General features: G+C 72.8%; 18 protein-coding genes. 3 read left to right on the forward strand and 15 right to left on the reverse strand.

All coding sequences use genetic code 11. The annotated features are described in order from the left end of the window. Positions 1-83: 83 nt before the first annotated feature. The 15 genes from OG435_RS50305 to OG435_RS50005 all read right to left on the reverse strand — a co-directional run bounded on the left by OG435_RS50305 (position 84) and on the right by OG435_RS50005 (position 9,921). Positions 84-764, reverse strand: coding sequence for a RapZ C-terminal domain-containing protein (locus OG435_RS50305; protein ID WP_323188076.1), 681 nt, complete (start codon positions 762-764; stop codon positions 84-86). Positions 765-789: 25 nt separating this feature from the next. Continuing rightward, the gene (locus OG435_RS49940; protein WP_266888579.1) at positions 790-1,323 is read right to left on the reverse strand and encodes a hypothetical protein; all 534 of its coding nucleotides are present in this window, start codon (positions 1,321-1,323) and stop codon (positions 790-792) included. Positions 1,324-1,402: 79 nt separating this feature from the next. Further along, complete coding sequence (locus OG435_RS49945) at positions 1,403-1,774, reverse strand: hypothetical protein (RefSeq protein ID WP_266888581.1); 372 nt, start codon at positions 1,772-1,774, stop codon at positions 1,403-1,405. Between the two features lie 82 nt (positions 1,775-1,856). Further along, complete coding sequence (locus tag OG435_RS49950; RefSeq protein WP_266888583.1) at positions 1,857-3,305, reverse strand: transfer protein; 1,449 nt, start codon at positions 3,303-3,305, stop codon at positions 1,857-1,859. Beyond that, positions 3,302-4,111, reverse strand: a complete 810-nt coding sequence (locus OG435_RS49955) for a hypothetical protein (RefSeq protein WP_266888585.1) — start codon at positions 4,109-4,111, stop codon at positions 3,302-3,304. Before OG435_RS49955 ends, OG435_RS49950 begins: the two co-directional genes overlap by 4 nt. A 93-nt stretch (positions 4,112-4,204) precedes the next feature. Beyond that, entirely contained in the window at positions 4,205-4,399 is a 195-nt protein-coding gene (locus tag OG435_RS49960; protein WP_266888587.1) for a hypothetical protein, read from the reverse strand. Positions 4,400-4,425: 26 nt separating this feature from the next. Further along, positions 4,426-4,863, reverse strand: coding sequence for a hypothetical protein (locus tag OG435_RS49965; RefSeq protein ID WP_266888589.1), 438 nt, complete (start codon positions 4,861-4,863; stop codon positions 4,426-4,428). An 11-nt stretch (positions 4,864-4,874) separates the two neighbouring features. Further along, entirely contained in the window at positions 4,875-5,282 is a 408-nt protein-coding gene (locus tag OG435_RS49970) for a hypothetical protein (RefSeq protein WP_266888591.1), read from the reverse strand. Between the two features lie 521 nt (positions 5,283-5,803). Beyond that, on the reverse strand, positions 5,804-7,009 hold the full coding sequence (locus tag OG435_RS49975; protein ID WP_266888593.1) for a hypothetical protein: 1,206 nt from the start codon (positions 7,007-7,009) through the stop codon (positions 5,804-5,806). Between the two features lie 131 nt (positions 7,010-7,140). Further along, the gene (locus OG435_RS49980) at positions 7,141-7,392 is read right to left on the reverse strand and encodes a hypothetical protein (RefSeq protein ID WP_266888595.1); all 252 of its coding nucleotides are present in this window, start codon (positions 7,390-7,392) and stop codon (positions 7,141-7,143) included. Beyond that, the gene (locus tag OG435_RS49985; protein ID WP_266888597.1) at positions 7,389-7,847 is read right to left on the reverse strand and encodes a hypothetical protein; all 459 of its coding nucleotides are present in this window, start codon (positions 7,845-7,847) and stop codon (positions 7,389-7,391) included. Before OG435_RS49985 ends, OG435_RS49980 begins: the two co-directional genes overlap by 4 nt. A 192-nt stretch (positions 7,848-8,039) precedes the next feature. Beyond that, positions 8,040-9,053, reverse strand: a complete 1,014-nt coding sequence (locus tag OG435_RS49990; RefSeq protein ID WP_266888599.1) for a hypothetical protein — start codon at positions 9,051-9,053, stop codon at positions 8,040-8,042. Continuing rightward, positions 9,050-9,475 (reverse strand): hypothetical protein, encoded by a 426-nt coding sequence (locus OG435_RS49995; RefSeq protein ID WP_266888601.1) that lies wholly within the window; start codon positions 9,473-9,475, stop codon positions 9,050-9,052. Before OG435_RS49995 ends, OG435_RS49990 begins: the two co-directional genes overlap by 4 nt. Positions 9,476-9,490: 15 nt before the next feature. Beyond that, the gene (locus tag OG435_RS50000) at positions 9,491-9,760 is read right to left on the reverse strand and encodes a hypothetical protein (protein WP_266888603.1); all 270 of its coding nucleotides are present in this window, start codon (positions 9,758-9,760) and stop codon (positions 9,491-9,493) included. A 5-nt stretch (positions 9,761-9,765) separates the two neighbouring features. Then, on the reverse strand, positions 9,766-9,921 hold the full coding sequence (locus OG435_RS50005; RefSeq protein WP_266888605.1) for a hypothetical protein: 156 nt from the start codon (positions 9,919-9,921) through the stop codon (positions 9,766-9,768). A gap of 872 nt (positions 9,922-10,793) precedes the next feature. Here OG435_RS50005 and OG435_RS50010 point away from each other — a divergent pair. The 3 genes from OG435_RS50010 (at position 10,794) to OG435_RS50020 (ending at position 13,587) form a co-directional block, all read left to right on the forward strand. Continuing rightward, entirely contained in the window at positions 10,794-11,597 is an 804-nt protein-coding gene (locus tag OG435_RS50010) for a GntR family transcriptional regulator (RefSeq protein ID WP_266888607.1), read from the forward strand. A gap of 48 nt (positions 11,598-11,645) precedes the next feature. After that, complete coding sequence (locus OG435_RS50015; protein WP_266888609.1) at positions 11,646-12,200, forward strand: UTRA domain-containing protein; 555 nt, start codon at positions 11,646-11,648, stop codon at positions 12,198-12,200. A gap of 322 nt (positions 12,201-12,522) precedes the next feature. Further along, entirely contained in the window at positions 12,523-13,587 is a 1,065-nt protein-coding gene (locus OG435_RS50020; protein WP_266888612.1) for a hypothetical protein, read from the forward strand. Positions 13,588-14,228: the final 641 nt, after the last annotated feature.

Consider the following 14,228-nt stretch of genomic DNA (forward strand, 5'->3'; position numbering starts at 1 on the left):
CGCAAAAGGCCCCCGGGGCCGCCCTCGTTGGAGAGGGCGGCCCCGGGGGCCTGTTCGTGCTGGTCCCGCGTGCGCGGCGTTGGTCAGGAGTTGCTCGGCGCGGGGCGGTAGCAGTGCTTTGCGTGGTAGCGGGCGGCGCGGTGGGCGACGGCTTCCGCCTCGGTCGAGGGTGTGTCACCGGTGTTGTCGTCGGATCCGCAGCCGGTACACGGCATCCGGTAGACGCCCCAGATCCCGGGGCCGATGACCTCGGTCCGAGCACCCCCGGCGGTCGGGTAGCTGGGCGGTACAGCGGCGGCCGGCGCCGGATGGGCGCCCCAGGGGTCGGAGTCGGTCTGGTCGGCCGGGGGCGGGGTGGTGCTGCGGTCGAGCACCGGCCGGTCGATGTGCAGGTGCGTCACGGTCGGGGTGAGGTCGGCGAGCGCGGCCCCGAGGGTGGCGGCCACCACGACCGACCGGTGCCGGCCGCCGACACAGCCCGCAGCGATGCGGAGCGGTCCGGCGGACGGCCCGCTGAGGAACGCGCGGGCGGCCTGGACGGTGGCGGCGACCAGGGCCGGGATCCCGGGGGTGCTCAGCACCGTGTCGATGACCTCGGCGTCCCGGCCGGTCATCTGCCGTAGGGCGGGCTGTACGTGGGGGTCCCGGAAGTGCTCCCGCAGGTCGAGAGTCAGGTGCGCGGGCGGGGCCTGCTTGCCGTCCTGGTGGTCGTAGCCGAAGGACACGACGGTGAGGACGGGGGCCTGGTGGTCGGTGCTGGTCATCTGCTGCTCCTCGTCGGCGGGCGGGTCAGCCCTGGTGGAAGGTCGTGTTCTGCGTGGCCCGGCCGAACCAGCCGGTGGAGCTGACGTTGTTCGTGACGTGGGTCGTGTACGTCGGGGCGGTGGGCGCGCTCGACGCGGTGCCCGCGCCGGGGCGGGACAGGGCGCCGGTGAACCGGAGGACCGCCCACGCGGCGGCTGCGGTGCCGAGGAGGGCGGCCGCGCCGAATGCGAGGGACGCGGCGGCGGCGAGGTACGGACCGGCCATGGCGAGGGCTCCTCCGGCGGAAAGGGTCAGGGCGCAGAGGCTCGACACGGTGATGATGGCGCCGCGCTCCAGGCCCGACAGGGGCCTGCGGGCGGTCGCCACGGGGGCGGCGGGGACGAGTACCGGAGGCGCGGCGGGGACGGTCGCCAGCACCCATTGGCCGGTGTCGAGCTGGACCAGGGCGCGGCGCGGGTCGGTGCTGGGCGTGGGGAGCACGAGCGCCTGGTGCTCGTTGCCGAAGGGCTGCGGCTGGTAGACGACCGGGGCGGGGGCGGTGTGCGGGTGCTGGTGCATGCTCGGGGTGCTCCTCACGGGGGCGGGTCGGCGGGGGGCGGCGGGGGCGGCGGTACGCGCCGGCCCCCGGGTTGAGGGGTCAGGTCCAGGGGGCGGCGTCGTAGCAGGCGCGGGTGTGGGCGCGGAACTCCTCGCCCGAGGCGGCCTCGTCGGGGACGGTGATACCGGCCGGGGCGAGGTGCGGGTGAGCGCGGTCGAACGCGGCGAGCATGCGGGCGGCCTCGTCGGCGGTCTCCAGCGTCCGGGGCCCGGCGGTGCCGAGGGCGACCCGGTCCGCCTGGACGGAGCGGCGGAGGTAGTAGTCCCGCTCGTACTCCTCATCGACCGGTTCCCCGGCGAAGACCTGCGTCAGGAGGCGACTGGAGACGGTGAGCAGTTCGGCGGCCTCAGTCAGGAGGTCGGGGGCGCACCGGTAGACGTGGGCGGGGTCGAGTCCGGGGAGGTCGGTCACGGGGTGCTCCTGGTCGGTCGGGGCGTATGGCGGAGGGCGGGCCCGGAGTGCCGGGCCCGCCCTCGCGTGGGGGTGGGGTGGGTCAGTGGTTGAGCGCGTACAGGCCCCGGCCGGGGCGGACGGCGTCGCCGTCATCGACCAGCGCGCCGAGGGCGTTCTTGATGGAGCCGATCCGGACGGCGGGGCCGCCGTCGGCGGTGACGGCGGCGTGCACGGACTCGGCGTCCATCGGATCGTCGGCGTCGGCGAGGACGGCGCGGATCCGGTCGGGCAGGCGCTTGGCCCCGGCGCCGCCCGGCTTCTTCGCGGCGGCCTTCGCTTCCTTCTCCGCCTGCTCGGCCTTGAAAATCTCGATCATGGTTTCCATGGCGGGTGTGCCGCGCACCGCGTAGATCTGGGTGGCCGCGTCGTGTGATTCGGGCTCCAGCCGCGCCGGGTCGCCGGGCCCGTACAGGGCGAGGATTTCGGGGTCCAGGCCCGGGGTCGGCGCGATGGAACCGATCCGGAAGTGCCGCATCATCGACGTCGGGTGCGGGCTGCTCAGCAGGTACGCGGTTCCCTGGGTGCCGGGGGCGTCGTCGTCGTCCTCCTCGGCCGGCGCGAACTGGCTGCGCAGGACACGGGGCTTGAGGCTCTTGGGGATCGGCATGAGCTGTTCCCCGGCGGGCAGGAGGCCGTCCGCCACCAGCTGCCGCATCATGCTGCTGCTCCAGCGGAGCAGGGTCACTTCCCCCTCCTTGAGCATGGCCCGGAGCGTGTCCGATCCCCCCAGCTCCTCCAGGTGGCTGGCCTGCGCGTCCAACTCGACTCCGACGCCCACGGACCGGCCGGTGCGCCCCAACTCCTTCACGAGTCGAGTGCCCTCCTCGCGGTAGGGCGCACCCTTCTCCAACAGGCGGTTGGCCTCATCGATCCGGACGACGATCAGCGGGTCGGGGTCCCCGAGCATGAAGCTGTTGCGGCCGAGGGCGTGGTACCGGCGCTGCCGCGCCTCGGCGACGGCGCCAGCCACCCGGAGCATCAGGATCGCTTCCTCCTGGCTGGTCGCGTGCCAGTCCACGTGTCCGGCCGCCTCCGGCGCGCTCTGGCCCCCCTTGAGGTCCGCGAACCAGGACACGACCCCGTTCCGCTTCTCGCACGCGAGGAGGTACTGAACCGTCCGACTCTTGCCTGCGCCCGTGGTGCCGAACACGAGGGAGCGCTGCGCGGAGCCGGTGTACGGGTCGAACATCTGGCGGCGGGCGGGCCGGCCGTTGTGGTAGCGGCCGACGACGATCCGGCCGTGCCGGTCCATCAGCATGTCCTCGTCGGTGGGCGGCGGCATGTCCGCCAGGGGGTTGGACGGGTAGACGGTGACCAGCGCGCGGCGGCTTCCGTCGGTCTCGACCGCGATGCGGGTGGGGTCGTCCACCTGGAGCGCGGAGCAGAGCGCCGGGAGGTTGTAGCGGATCACCTGGCCCGGCGGTACCTCCAGGGTCAGTTCCGTGATCACGGCGTGCGGGGCGGCGACGGCGGGGACGGTCAGGCTCACTGGGTCTCCTTGACGGGTTCGTGGTGCACGTGGGTGATGACGGATCCGGGCATGGCGAGCGGGGCGATCTGCTGCGCCCACAGGCTCATCGGGTCGGTCTCCTGGACGTCGCCGACGGTCAGCAGCCGTACGGAGGCGCCCCGGCCGGGGACGGGCCCGATCTTGATCAGCGTTTCGGGGACGTCCATCAGGGCCGACAGGTGCCGGATGGAGATGTCCGGGACGGGCAGGCCCGGCGCGGCGGAGCGGATGACGGCGCGCAGCGATTCGGGGCCGGTGCGCTCGACGTCGTCCAGGACGGTGCCGGGTGCGGCGCCGCCCTCGATGGCGACGCGTTCGGACCAGAACCGGGCGGCGGGGTTGGTGTCGGCCGGGTCCCCGGCGAGGGGCTCGGCCGGGGCGGGGAGCGGCGGAACGAGCATGTGCCGGGCCGCGCGGGCGGGGCGCAGCAGCCACACCCCGGCGGTCCAGGCGACGACGGCCAGGGCTTCGCCCCAGTGGGTACCGGGGACGATGCGCTCGGCGAGCATGACCCCGGCGAAGCTGACGCCCGGGGAGAGGTACAGGACGGTGACGGTCTTCTTCTGGTGGCCCTCGGACCGTCCGGTGGGCAGGAGCGCGAGGCCGGCCCCGGTGGCGATGACCGCCGCCAGGAGGGATTCGCCGGTGACGGCCGGGGTGAACAGTCCGGTGGTCGCCGCGGTGGCCCCAGCGGCGGTGGCGACGCGTCCGGCGCGGGCGCGGGCGGTGACGATGTGGCGTTGCGCGCTCTCCAGTTGGGCGCGCAGCCGGTCGGCGGACAGCATGCGGGGCGTTCCTCTCTCCGGGGCTGGCGGGCGGAACGCGAAGCGGCGGCCCCCTGGTGCGGAGGGCCGCCGCTTCGCGTCGGGTGGTGCCGGTCAGTGCTGGGCGCGACTGCGGTCCGCTTCAAGGCCTGCGGCGAGGACTCGGAGGGCGGTGAGCGGCTGGTGCCGGTCCTCGCAGTCCTCCGCCCATGCCTGGTGCGTGTAGCAGGTGACCCGGTCGTCGGAGTGCATCCCGGCGTCCTCCCGGGCGTTGTCGGCCTCGATGGCGGCGGCGTGTCGCTTGTCCATCAGGGGGTTCCCTTCGGGGTGGTTGGTCAGCGGTTGCTGTAGAACTCGGCCTCGGCCATGTCGATGCCGTCGGGCATGTTGTTGGCGGCGTCGGCGACCGTGCCGTAGTCGCCCTCGTGTCCGTCGGCGGCCTGGTGGAAGAGCACGGCCAGGTCCTCGGCCTCGGCCGCCATGGCCTCGGCCTCCTCCAGCACCGACCGCATGACGGCCGCCGCTTCGTGGTGCTCGGCGACGGTGTCCCGGTCCACGGACAGGACGGCCATCTGCTCGGCGAGGCGGTCCACGCTCTTCGCGCAGCCCTCCACGTACTGGTAGGTCCGGCGCACCTGTTCGCTCAGTCCGCGCAGGGCGAGGCCAGCGGCGGTGAGCTGGGCAATGACGATCGTGTACCGGACGGCCTTCACGAGGACGGATCCGGTTGCGGCGAGGATCCCGCCGCCGCTGTGCGGTTCGAGGTCGCTCATGATCGGTTCTCCTACTCGACGTGGTAGTCGCGCTCGGCGGGGCGGATGTGCCCGGCGTCCCTGACGGCGTCGGCGAGCGGCTTGTGCCGGGACTCGGCGTTGCTGCCTGCGGTGGCGATGGACTCGGCGGCCTGCGGCAGGCGCTCCGCGATGGACTCGGCGCGCGCCTTGACCGTGCCGGTCTTCTCGACCAACCGGACGACCATGCCCTCCAGGACTCCGGGCACCCGCAGCTCGACGACCTTGGCGTGCAGGGCCTCCAACTTGGTCAGGAGCTTGTCGCAGCCCTCGGCGGCGGCGAGTGCCTCGTCTACGCCCTCGGTGATCTCCTCGGCCATGTCGGCGTCGGCGTCCAGGACGTCATGGATGGTCAGGTCCGCGTCGGCGTACTGCGTGGACGTCGTGGCGGGTGTGCTCATGCGCGGGGCTCCTCTCTGCGGGGGAACCGGGGCCGGGGGCGGCGCCGGGGGTGTGGGGCCGGCCGCCGTGGTCGACGTCGCCGGGGCGGGCGGCAGTGCGGGCGCCGAGGTGCTCGCGAGGGCCCCGGCCGGGACCGGCGGAGGGGGCGGCGGCGGGGGCGGGTCGTCCCGCTCCAGCCGGAACTCGAACTGGGGCCGGGCCCCGGGCGGCGGGCGCATCGACCCGAACCCCGGCATCGAGGCGGGGCCCGGAGGCGGGGTGGGCGGAGGCGGCGGTGGGGGGCCAGGAGGCCGCGGTGGTGCACTCGGCGGCGGGGGCGGTCCCGGCGGCGCCGGAGGAACCGGCGGCGGAGGTCCGGGCGGTCCCGGAGGCGGTCCCGGCGGGGCGGGCGGGGGCTGCGCCCCGGCCGGCTTGGGCTTCTTGGTCAAGTCCACCTTGGGGTCCGCCGGACCGGCCGCCGCCGGGGGCGGGGTGGGTGCCGGAGGCGGGGTGGGCGGTGCCGGGGGCTTGGGCTTCTTGGTCAAGTCCACCTTGGGCCGCGCCGGGGGCGGAGCGGGGTCGGTGGCGGAACCGGGGCCGGGGTTGGGGGAGTCGGCGCGGTGGGCTTGGGGGTCCTGGACACGACCGGGGGCGGCAGGTTCTTGCGCCGCTCCTCGAGGCGCCGGCCTGCCTCCGTCCCGAGGGCGGAGCCCAGGGTGGTCCGGCCGGAGGCCGCCGCCGCTTTGTCGGCGGCGGTCTTCTCGGCGGCGGCCTTTTTCTCCGCCCGGCGGGTGTCCTTGGCGGCCTGCCTGCGGTCGGCCGCCTGTTCCTTCCGGGCGCGGGCCTGGTTCCGGTCGGCCGTGCGGTCGGCGAGGCCGGCCGCCTGCTTCGCGGACGCCCGGTCCTGCCGCGCCGCCGCCCGCTGGTTGCGGCCCTTGGCGCGCTCCAGCGCTGGGGAATGCATGGCGGCGGCCTTGTCTGCCTTGGACGTCTTACCCTCGGCCGCGCCTCCGCCCTTCCCGGGGCCGGTCGGGCCCTTGCCGCCGCCCGCCCCTGCGGCGCCTTTCTGGGGGCCGCTGGGCGCCTTTCCGGGTCCGGCAGGCGGCTTGGGGCCCGGAACGCCCGAACGGCCGCCGGAGGGGCCGCCGGACGGCTTCACGGGGCCAGTGGACCGGTGCGCGGCGGGGCCTGAACTGCCCGGCCCGCCGCCGGTCTTGCCTCCGCCCCCGCCCGCTGCGCCGCCGCCGGTCCGGCCGCTGTTCGCCTTTCCGGCCGAACCGAACGCGGCGGTCGGGACGTCCCCCTTCGCCAGGGCTTTGTCGGCCGCCGCGCGGGCCTGGTCGGCGGCGGCCTGGCGCTGCTCGGCGGAGGCCTTGGCACCCTGGGCGCGGTGCCACAAACCTTGGGCGCAGGCGACGCCCACGGCGGCCATGACGGCGGCGCCCATCATGGCCGCGTCCCGCAGGCCGGGGCGGCCGGGGGTGTCCGGCGGCGGGGGGACGAACGCCCCCGCGCCGGGGCCGTCGCCGGACTCCGGTTCCGGTACGCCCGGCACCGTGAGGTGAGGCGGCGGGCGCATCAGGGATGTGTCCGGCAGGGCCGGCCACGCCCCGACGGGGACCACGTCGGCCGGTGCGGCCGGGTCGGCCGCCGCCTCCGCCGGGGCGCTCGCCCCGGCCGAAAAACTCGGCGGAAGGATCACGTGGGGGAACGGCAGCAGCGTGCCGTCCTGGTCGTCGTCGGCCACGTCCGCGCTCCTTTCAGGGGGTTGACAGACAGTCACGGGATCGGGCACCCTCGCGCGTCGCGCGTTCACGCGCGTCGCGGTTGGGGCCCCCGGAAAGTGACTCCGGGGGCGGTGATGATGAAGAACTTCCGCTACAGCCCGTGGCGCTTCATGGCGGACCGCTCCCGGTCCGCCGACCAGTGCGCGAGCGTTTCGGCGAGGGAGTGAGCGGCGGTGGTGTCGCCCGCCGCAGCCGCCCGCTTCACCGCTGCGCGCGCCCGGTCGTAGGAGATGCGGACCAGGTCGTCATCGTTCTTCGCGGTCGCCAGACGCTCGGTCCAGAACCGGGCGATGTTCTGAAGGCTCTTGAGTACGGCGGCCTTGTCGGCGGTCGGGGTGCTCATGCCGACTCATTCCGGATGAGGTCGAGGAAGCCCCCGCCGGCCGCCGGGGCGGCCGGGGCCTGCACCGGCCGGGGCGGCGTCCCCGGGGGGACCGCCGCGGCCTGGTGGCCGTTCTTCTTCGCGAGGGCGGCGGCCTGCCGGGCGGCCGGGATCTCGTGGCGGCCTTTGCGGTAGCGGGCCTCCAGCTCGAACGTGAGCGTCGCCGCTTTCTCCAGGTGCTCCTGGATCTCCGCGAACGGGCTGGTCACCCAGCGGTGGCGCCACCATGCCTCGAAGGTCCCGTATCCGGCGGGCGGGTTGGCCTTCCACATGGCCTCGGCGTCCCTGCGGACCCGGGCGACAAAGTCGGCCTGGCCTCGCAGGACGGCCCGCAGCTGCGAGGCGAACGCCTCGGTCATCGCGGGGTTTTCCAGCATGTCTCCGGACCACTCAGGCCCGGGTGAATGGGTACTCATGGGGGCTTCTCCTCCTCGGTGATCCCGTGGTGACTGCTCCGGCAGTCGCAGCAGAGGCTGGCCCGGATGTGCGGGCCGGCCTCCACTGGTGGTGCCGGATCGTGGTGCGGGGGTCCTGCGCGGTACGGTCACGACCAGGCCCGCCCCCGCTTACCTCGGGGGCGGGCCGTCTGCGTGCCGGGCCTCGCCGGGTCAGACCTCCTTGACCCCGGCGATGACCTTCTGGCCCCACCGGGCCGTTCGCCCGTACCGGCGGCCGAGTTCGGCACCGGTCAGCGGTTCGCCCGCCCTGACGCTCGCCAGGTAGTCGGCCGCAGCCGATTCGCGCGAATCGTCGTTCGCCCTCCGGGGCGAACCGTTCGCGGGCGAACCGGTCGTCGCGTTCGCCTGCCGGGCTGGTCCGTTCGCCTCCGCCAGCACCGCGCCGAACCCGAAGGTGGACACCCGCCCGACGCTCTCACCTGCACCGTTCGCCCCTTCGGGCTGGCCGATGTCGGACACCAGGTCGGCGAACACCTCGGTGTCATCGGGGCGAACGTCGCCGTCTCCGTCGTGGACGTTCGCCCCGTCGTTCGCGTCCGGGGCGAACCGGGCGGGCCACCGTTCGCCCCCGACGGGTGCCAGCTCCAGCGGGCGGCGGCGCTCCAGCTCATCGCGCTTGCGCAGCCGCTCCAGTCCGATCTCGAAGTTCACGTCGTCGCGGGCGAGGGTGACCCTGCCCTCCGCCCGGATCAGCGCGATTTCGGCGGCGGCGTTCCGCTCGATCTCGGCGGCCGTCTTCCGGGCGATGTACTCCGACTCCCGGATCACGTCGTTGATCTCTGCCTCCTGGCTCGGCTCCAGCGCGGTCGGGTCCCGGCGCAGCCGGATGTCCCCGATCCACGCGGCTTTGGCCACGATGGGGGGCAGTGCCCCGGCGACGGCGGCGGCCGGGTTGATGGTGTGCCCGTGGTAGCCGAGGAGGCCGCAGGCGGCGGCGAGGGTGATCCAGCCGATCACCTGGACGGTCCGGCCGCCGATCCCCTTGTAATCGAGGTACTGCACCACCCCCCACAGCCCATCCACGCTGACGGCGGCGAGCAGCCCCCACGCGCCGGAGGCCATCAGGTCCGTGATGCTGTACCCGGTCCACGCCAGGGACACCGCCGTGAAGAACGTGGCCACGTACGTCATGGGCGTGACGACCACGCCCCGGATCTCCTTCACTTGCCCTCCTCCTGCGCGACCGGGGCCGGCATCGCCCGGCACTCGCCCGCGTGGCCGTTGGCGTCCTTGCGGACCAGGTCCCGCTCACCGGGGAGGTACCTGCCGTAGTCCCACCGGGGGCCCGAGGATCCGTGCGTGCCCCCATGGGCCTCGCAGCCGCCGCACTCCCACCGGAAGCCATCCACCTGGTAGGCCGTCTCCCCCACGTATGGGCGGCCCTTGTACGTGTACCGGGTCCTGAACTGGTAGTTGTGCACCTCCACCACGGCACGGCAGACGGTCAGGAACCGCATCAGTGCCGCCGAGGCGGCCGGTACCGGCTCGACGTCGCCGGGCATGGGGTCGGTGGGCATGGGGTCGATGTCTCGGGGGTCGGTCACGGTGTCCTCCTTGCGGCGGCGGAACAGGTCGAGGAGCTGCACGGCGGTCCCTTCGGGTCAGACGGTGAACAGGGCGAGCTGCGCGGCGGCGAGGGCCGCCACGGCGGCGGAACGTCGGGCGCTGCGCCCGGCGGCGGCGCGCTCACGGGCGTGTACGGGGCAGACGGCGAGAAGGCCGGAGGCGTCCAGGCGGACGGCGTCAACCAGGCGCAGCGCCGGGTCCTTCGGGGTCAGGACGGTTGCCTGCTCCCAGCACGCGGGGTCGGCGCAGAGGCGGCCGTCCCGGCGGGTGACCACCCGGAAGTACGGGTGGTCATTACGGGCCACGGGGGCTACCGGCCCGCCCCGACGCGGACGCGGCGCAGGGCCTCGTCCATCGTGCGGTCGGCGGCCGGGGCGGGGATGGGGGCGCGGGCGGCGTCAAAGACGCGGACCCGGCGGAGCATCTCGTCCATCATCGGGTCAGCGGGGTACACACGGGGCGCCATGGGGGCGCTGATACGGTCTCGCATGCGTGATCTCTCCGGTCGGGTGAAGTCGTCGGGGAGCTGTGCGAGGACGGCCCGTCCGGGTCAACGGCGTTGGTAGCGCCGCCGGACGGGCCGTCCATTTTTGCTGGAACTCAGGAAGCCGGGCAGTGCAGGGGGCACCGGCACGGCGGCCACTGAGAGGTGATCTCAGGGCCGCAGTCCCGATCCGGGTCCACCTCCACCGGCGGCCCGTACGTACGGCCTCCGTCCTTACTGACCCGGATGGTCAAGGTCTTCGGCTGCTCCTGGTCGCCATCAGCGGTGCGGCGAACGATCATGTGGTGCCTCCGTGCTGTGCGGCTGTGCGTGATGAGTGCGTGATGAGGCCCCGGGGCGTTGGTAGCGCCATCGGGGCCTCGGGCGGCCGTACGGCCACGGCCCGCGACCGCCCCGAGTGGGCGGCGGTCGTGGACTGAATCCGTGCGGGGTGTTGCTGCTGTGCATGCCCTCGGTTCCGCCGGGACGCCGGCGTCATAGGTCCAAGGGGGACCTCCTCCGGGGTCGACCAGGCCCGGCTCGCTCGCCCCGCTCTGTCCCGGGACCCTTCACCGCCCAACCCGTAGGCCGTCGGTGCACGTGGACGCGAAAACCCGGATAGAACGGGACCAATCACCCCGCACTCAACTAGTTGAGTGCGGCCACGGGTCGATTAACTCACCCCTCACCATCCCTGTCAACCCAACTAGTTGGGTGTGTCGATAGGCGTTATCTGAGCTGGGAATCCGCGCCACGAAACACCGATTGACGCCCCCAACTTTCGATGCTCAACTAGCTATGCGATGCTGTCCCAGACAGGGACCATCCCAGCGACGAATGAGAGGCGGACGGCCGTGGCCAAGCGAGAACCGGGCAAAGTCGAGACGATCGCGGCCGAACTGCGGGCCAAGATTGAACGCAGCGCGAGCGGCTTCGGGCCGGGCGACAAGCTGCCTTCGGTGGCGGACCTCCAGGCCGCCCACGGGATCGCTTTCCAGACCGCGCGGGATGTGTTCCGCGCGCTGGAGCGGGACGGCCTCGCCTTCACGCAGCAGGGCCGGGGCTCTTTCGTCTCGCCGTTCATCGGCAAACTGACCCGTGACGGGGTAGGCCGGTACCAGCCCAACGCGAGGTCCGAAGGCGGCGCCCGGGGCGCCTTCGAGGCCGAGCTGAACCGGCTCGGGCTGGTCTACAAGGCGTCGCCGACGGACATCGGTCGGGCCCGGCCGCCGAAGGACGTCGCCGCTGCGTTCGGCCTCCACCACTCCGCAAAGGCGGTCTACCGGTCCCGCGCCATGAGGGCCGGCCGGGACGCGTCCCCCTCCGACCAGGGGTTCGTCGTGCAGCTCGCCACCAGCTGGTTCCCGCTCGACATTGCGGCGGACACCCAGCTGGAGCAGCAGGACACCGGCCCCGGCGGAAGCAAGTCCCGCCTTGCCGACCTTGGTTTCGCCCAGCGGCGCATCAGGGAGGCGATCGAGGCCCGGTTCCCCACCGCGGCCGAGGCGGAGGCGCTGAGCATCCCGGACGACCGCCAGGTGTACGAGTTGCTGCACCAGGCGTCGACTGAGGACGGCCGCGTCGTGGAGGTCGCGGTGCACGTCATGCCCGTGACGATCTGGCGGTTTTCGTATACGTGGGAGTTGGACGCCAACTAGCGCCGGCCCCGTACCGACATCACCCATCACCAGCAAGGAGCACGCACGATGCCCAGCAACACCATCGACGCTGACGGGACGATCACCCGGGATGCACGTAGCCGCTACCGGCAGCGCGCGGAGGGTGGCGCCCACGGGGCCTTCGAAGCCGAGACGAAGCGGGCCGGCGGGACCCCCCGCGCCGATGTCGAGGTGACTCGGGGCGCTGCCCCGGCCGACGTCGCCGCCGTCCTCGGCGACAGTGCGGACACCGTGATCCGCAGCCGCCGCATGTACGACGGGGAGCGCCTGGTGCAGCTCTGCGACACGTACATCCCGGCGTTCGTCGCGGAGGCCGCGCCAGCCGTCGCGCAGCTCGACACGGGCGCGGGCGGGATCATCTCCCGCATGGCGGACGCGGGCCTGACGCAGGCGGAGGTCGTGGAGGACGTGACGCAGGTGCCGGCCACCGCCGAGCAGGCGGAGGCCCTCGGGGTCGAGGAGGGAGAGCTGCTGCTCACCATCACGCACACCGGCACCACGGAAGACGGTCGCGTGGTCGAGGTCTCCCGGCACACCCTCGGCCGGGGCTGGACGCTCCGGTACGGCGTCCCGCTGAACTGACCGAAGTTGGGGCCGCTGCGCGGTATCTGCGCGGCGGTCCCTTGGCGGTCTACGCCAGATCGGGCTACAGAGAGCGACGGGCATTACCTGCTGACGCCGGATCAGGCGTAACCTGTGCCACATCCCCGCTACGGCGGGTCACGTTCAGACACAAAAAAACCCCGCTTTAGCGATGGACCCGGAGGTTGGCGCCTCCGGACTGCGTCCGTCTCTATCGCGGGGGACTGCGAAGTCACTGTCGAGTGTACGGGACGGTTCTCCCAGCGCACCACACGGCAGTGGCGTACCGACCCCCGGACGGGGGTCAGGAAGGCCCACCCGGGTGACCCCTAAGCGCCCCCCGCACAAGCAGGCACCGGTCAACGAATGCGGCTCGTGCGTCAAGATCGATTCCGTCCTCAGGCAGCATCAGCGCCGCGCACTAGGCCAGCCGCTCACCGGCGCAGCCATCGCCGCAGCCGCCGGCATCTCCCGCCAGAAGACGCTCGTACACGTCCGTTACCTGATCGAGTGCGGGTGGCTGGAGGTAGACGGCCGGACCCCGGTGGAGCCCTGCCCCGCCACGCCGACCACCGCCGCCGCCTCCCATCGAAGCTCCCCGCTCGAATGGGCAACTGACCTCCCACTGTCCTGCCGCACCTGCGGCCGGATCATGGTCGTGCTCGCCTCCCAGGCTGGTGGAGAATGGCACGTCCAGCTCCGCGAGGTGGAGATTGCCGCCGCAATCGGCATCTCGGAGCGCGTCACCCGCGAGCACATCGCGGCACTGAGCGGCCGCCGCCCGCACGCCCGCCACGCCCTTGAGGCACCCCTGTTGCGCGGGGAGCGGATCCCGGAGACTGGAGGCCGCGGTGGCCTCCAGTGGGTGTTCCTCGACGGGAAGAAGCGCGAAGGCTCCCTCGTCGACCTGTACACGCCGGAGGAGTACCGGGCCCTGCGGAACATCGCGCTCGACGTCCTCGCCCAGGCCCCGCTCATCACCGCCAAGATGAACGCCCGCGAACGCACCGGCGCGGCCGAACTGCTGGTGATCCCGCGTCTGCACATCGGATACCCTCCCGCCGAAATCCTCGACGCCATGACCTACTCGACCGACCACGAGAAGACCGTCACCGGCCACGCCTACGGGCTGATCCGGTGGCGCCTGGACGAACGGGCCCCACTGACTGGGTATGTGGCGAAAGCTCAAGAGAGCTACGACCCCACGCCGGTCGTCCGCGACTGCGCAGGCAGGTGCGGCGGCCGAATCAAGGCGCCCAAGCACATCACGCACTGCGAGGACTGCCGCCTGCGGGAAGCAGCCGGCATCTCGATTGATGTGGTGGACGAGTTCGAGGCGCGGCGCCTCAGGGCCCTGCGGCTGACCGGGCAGGCCGTACGCGCCTGATGGGCCCTCAGTACCGTTCTATGGCCCCGTCATCCACTCCTTGGATGACGGGGCCACCTCTTGCCCTGAAAGGCTCTCAGAACCCCGCTGGTAGGCTCGGGTTGGAAAGGCCAGAACAGGAGGGCTCCAACCCGTCAGCGGAGGGCGGTTGTTGCTGTCACCTAGAACAGCCGGGGTGGGTGACACCCTCTGACCTGCGGAAACGTCTCCCAATCCCCAGGCACCACTCACCAGCCGGTCCCAATGTGCGTTTCACGCGCGATTCGGGTGCGATTCACGGCAGCGGGCAAGGGCGAAACAGACTTTTCCCCCAATTTGGGTGTCACCCAAAACAGCCGGGGTGGGTGACACCCCTGACCTGCGGATATACCCAGTTTTCCCCAGAATCTGGCTCCCCCATCCACAGGGGCAAGGTACAGTCATCCACAGGCGCTCGGGGCCCCTGACCTGCGGAAATCAAGGTTTCGCCAATGGGGTGTCACCCAAAACAGCCGGGCCCCTAGGGAATACAGGTTGGCTCGGTCGGAAGAACGCGGGCGCGCAGCGCTCGCGGTCGGCCGCCGGGCCGCCGGGCGCGAAGCGCGCGGCCAGCGAGGCGCGCAGCGCCGAGTCTCGCTCTGTACCACGCGCAGCGTGGTACA

This window comes from Streptomyces sp. NBC_01264 (assembly GCF_026340675.1).
GTDB lineage: Bacteria > Actinomycetota > Actinomycetes > Streptomycetales > Streptomycetaceae > Streptomyces.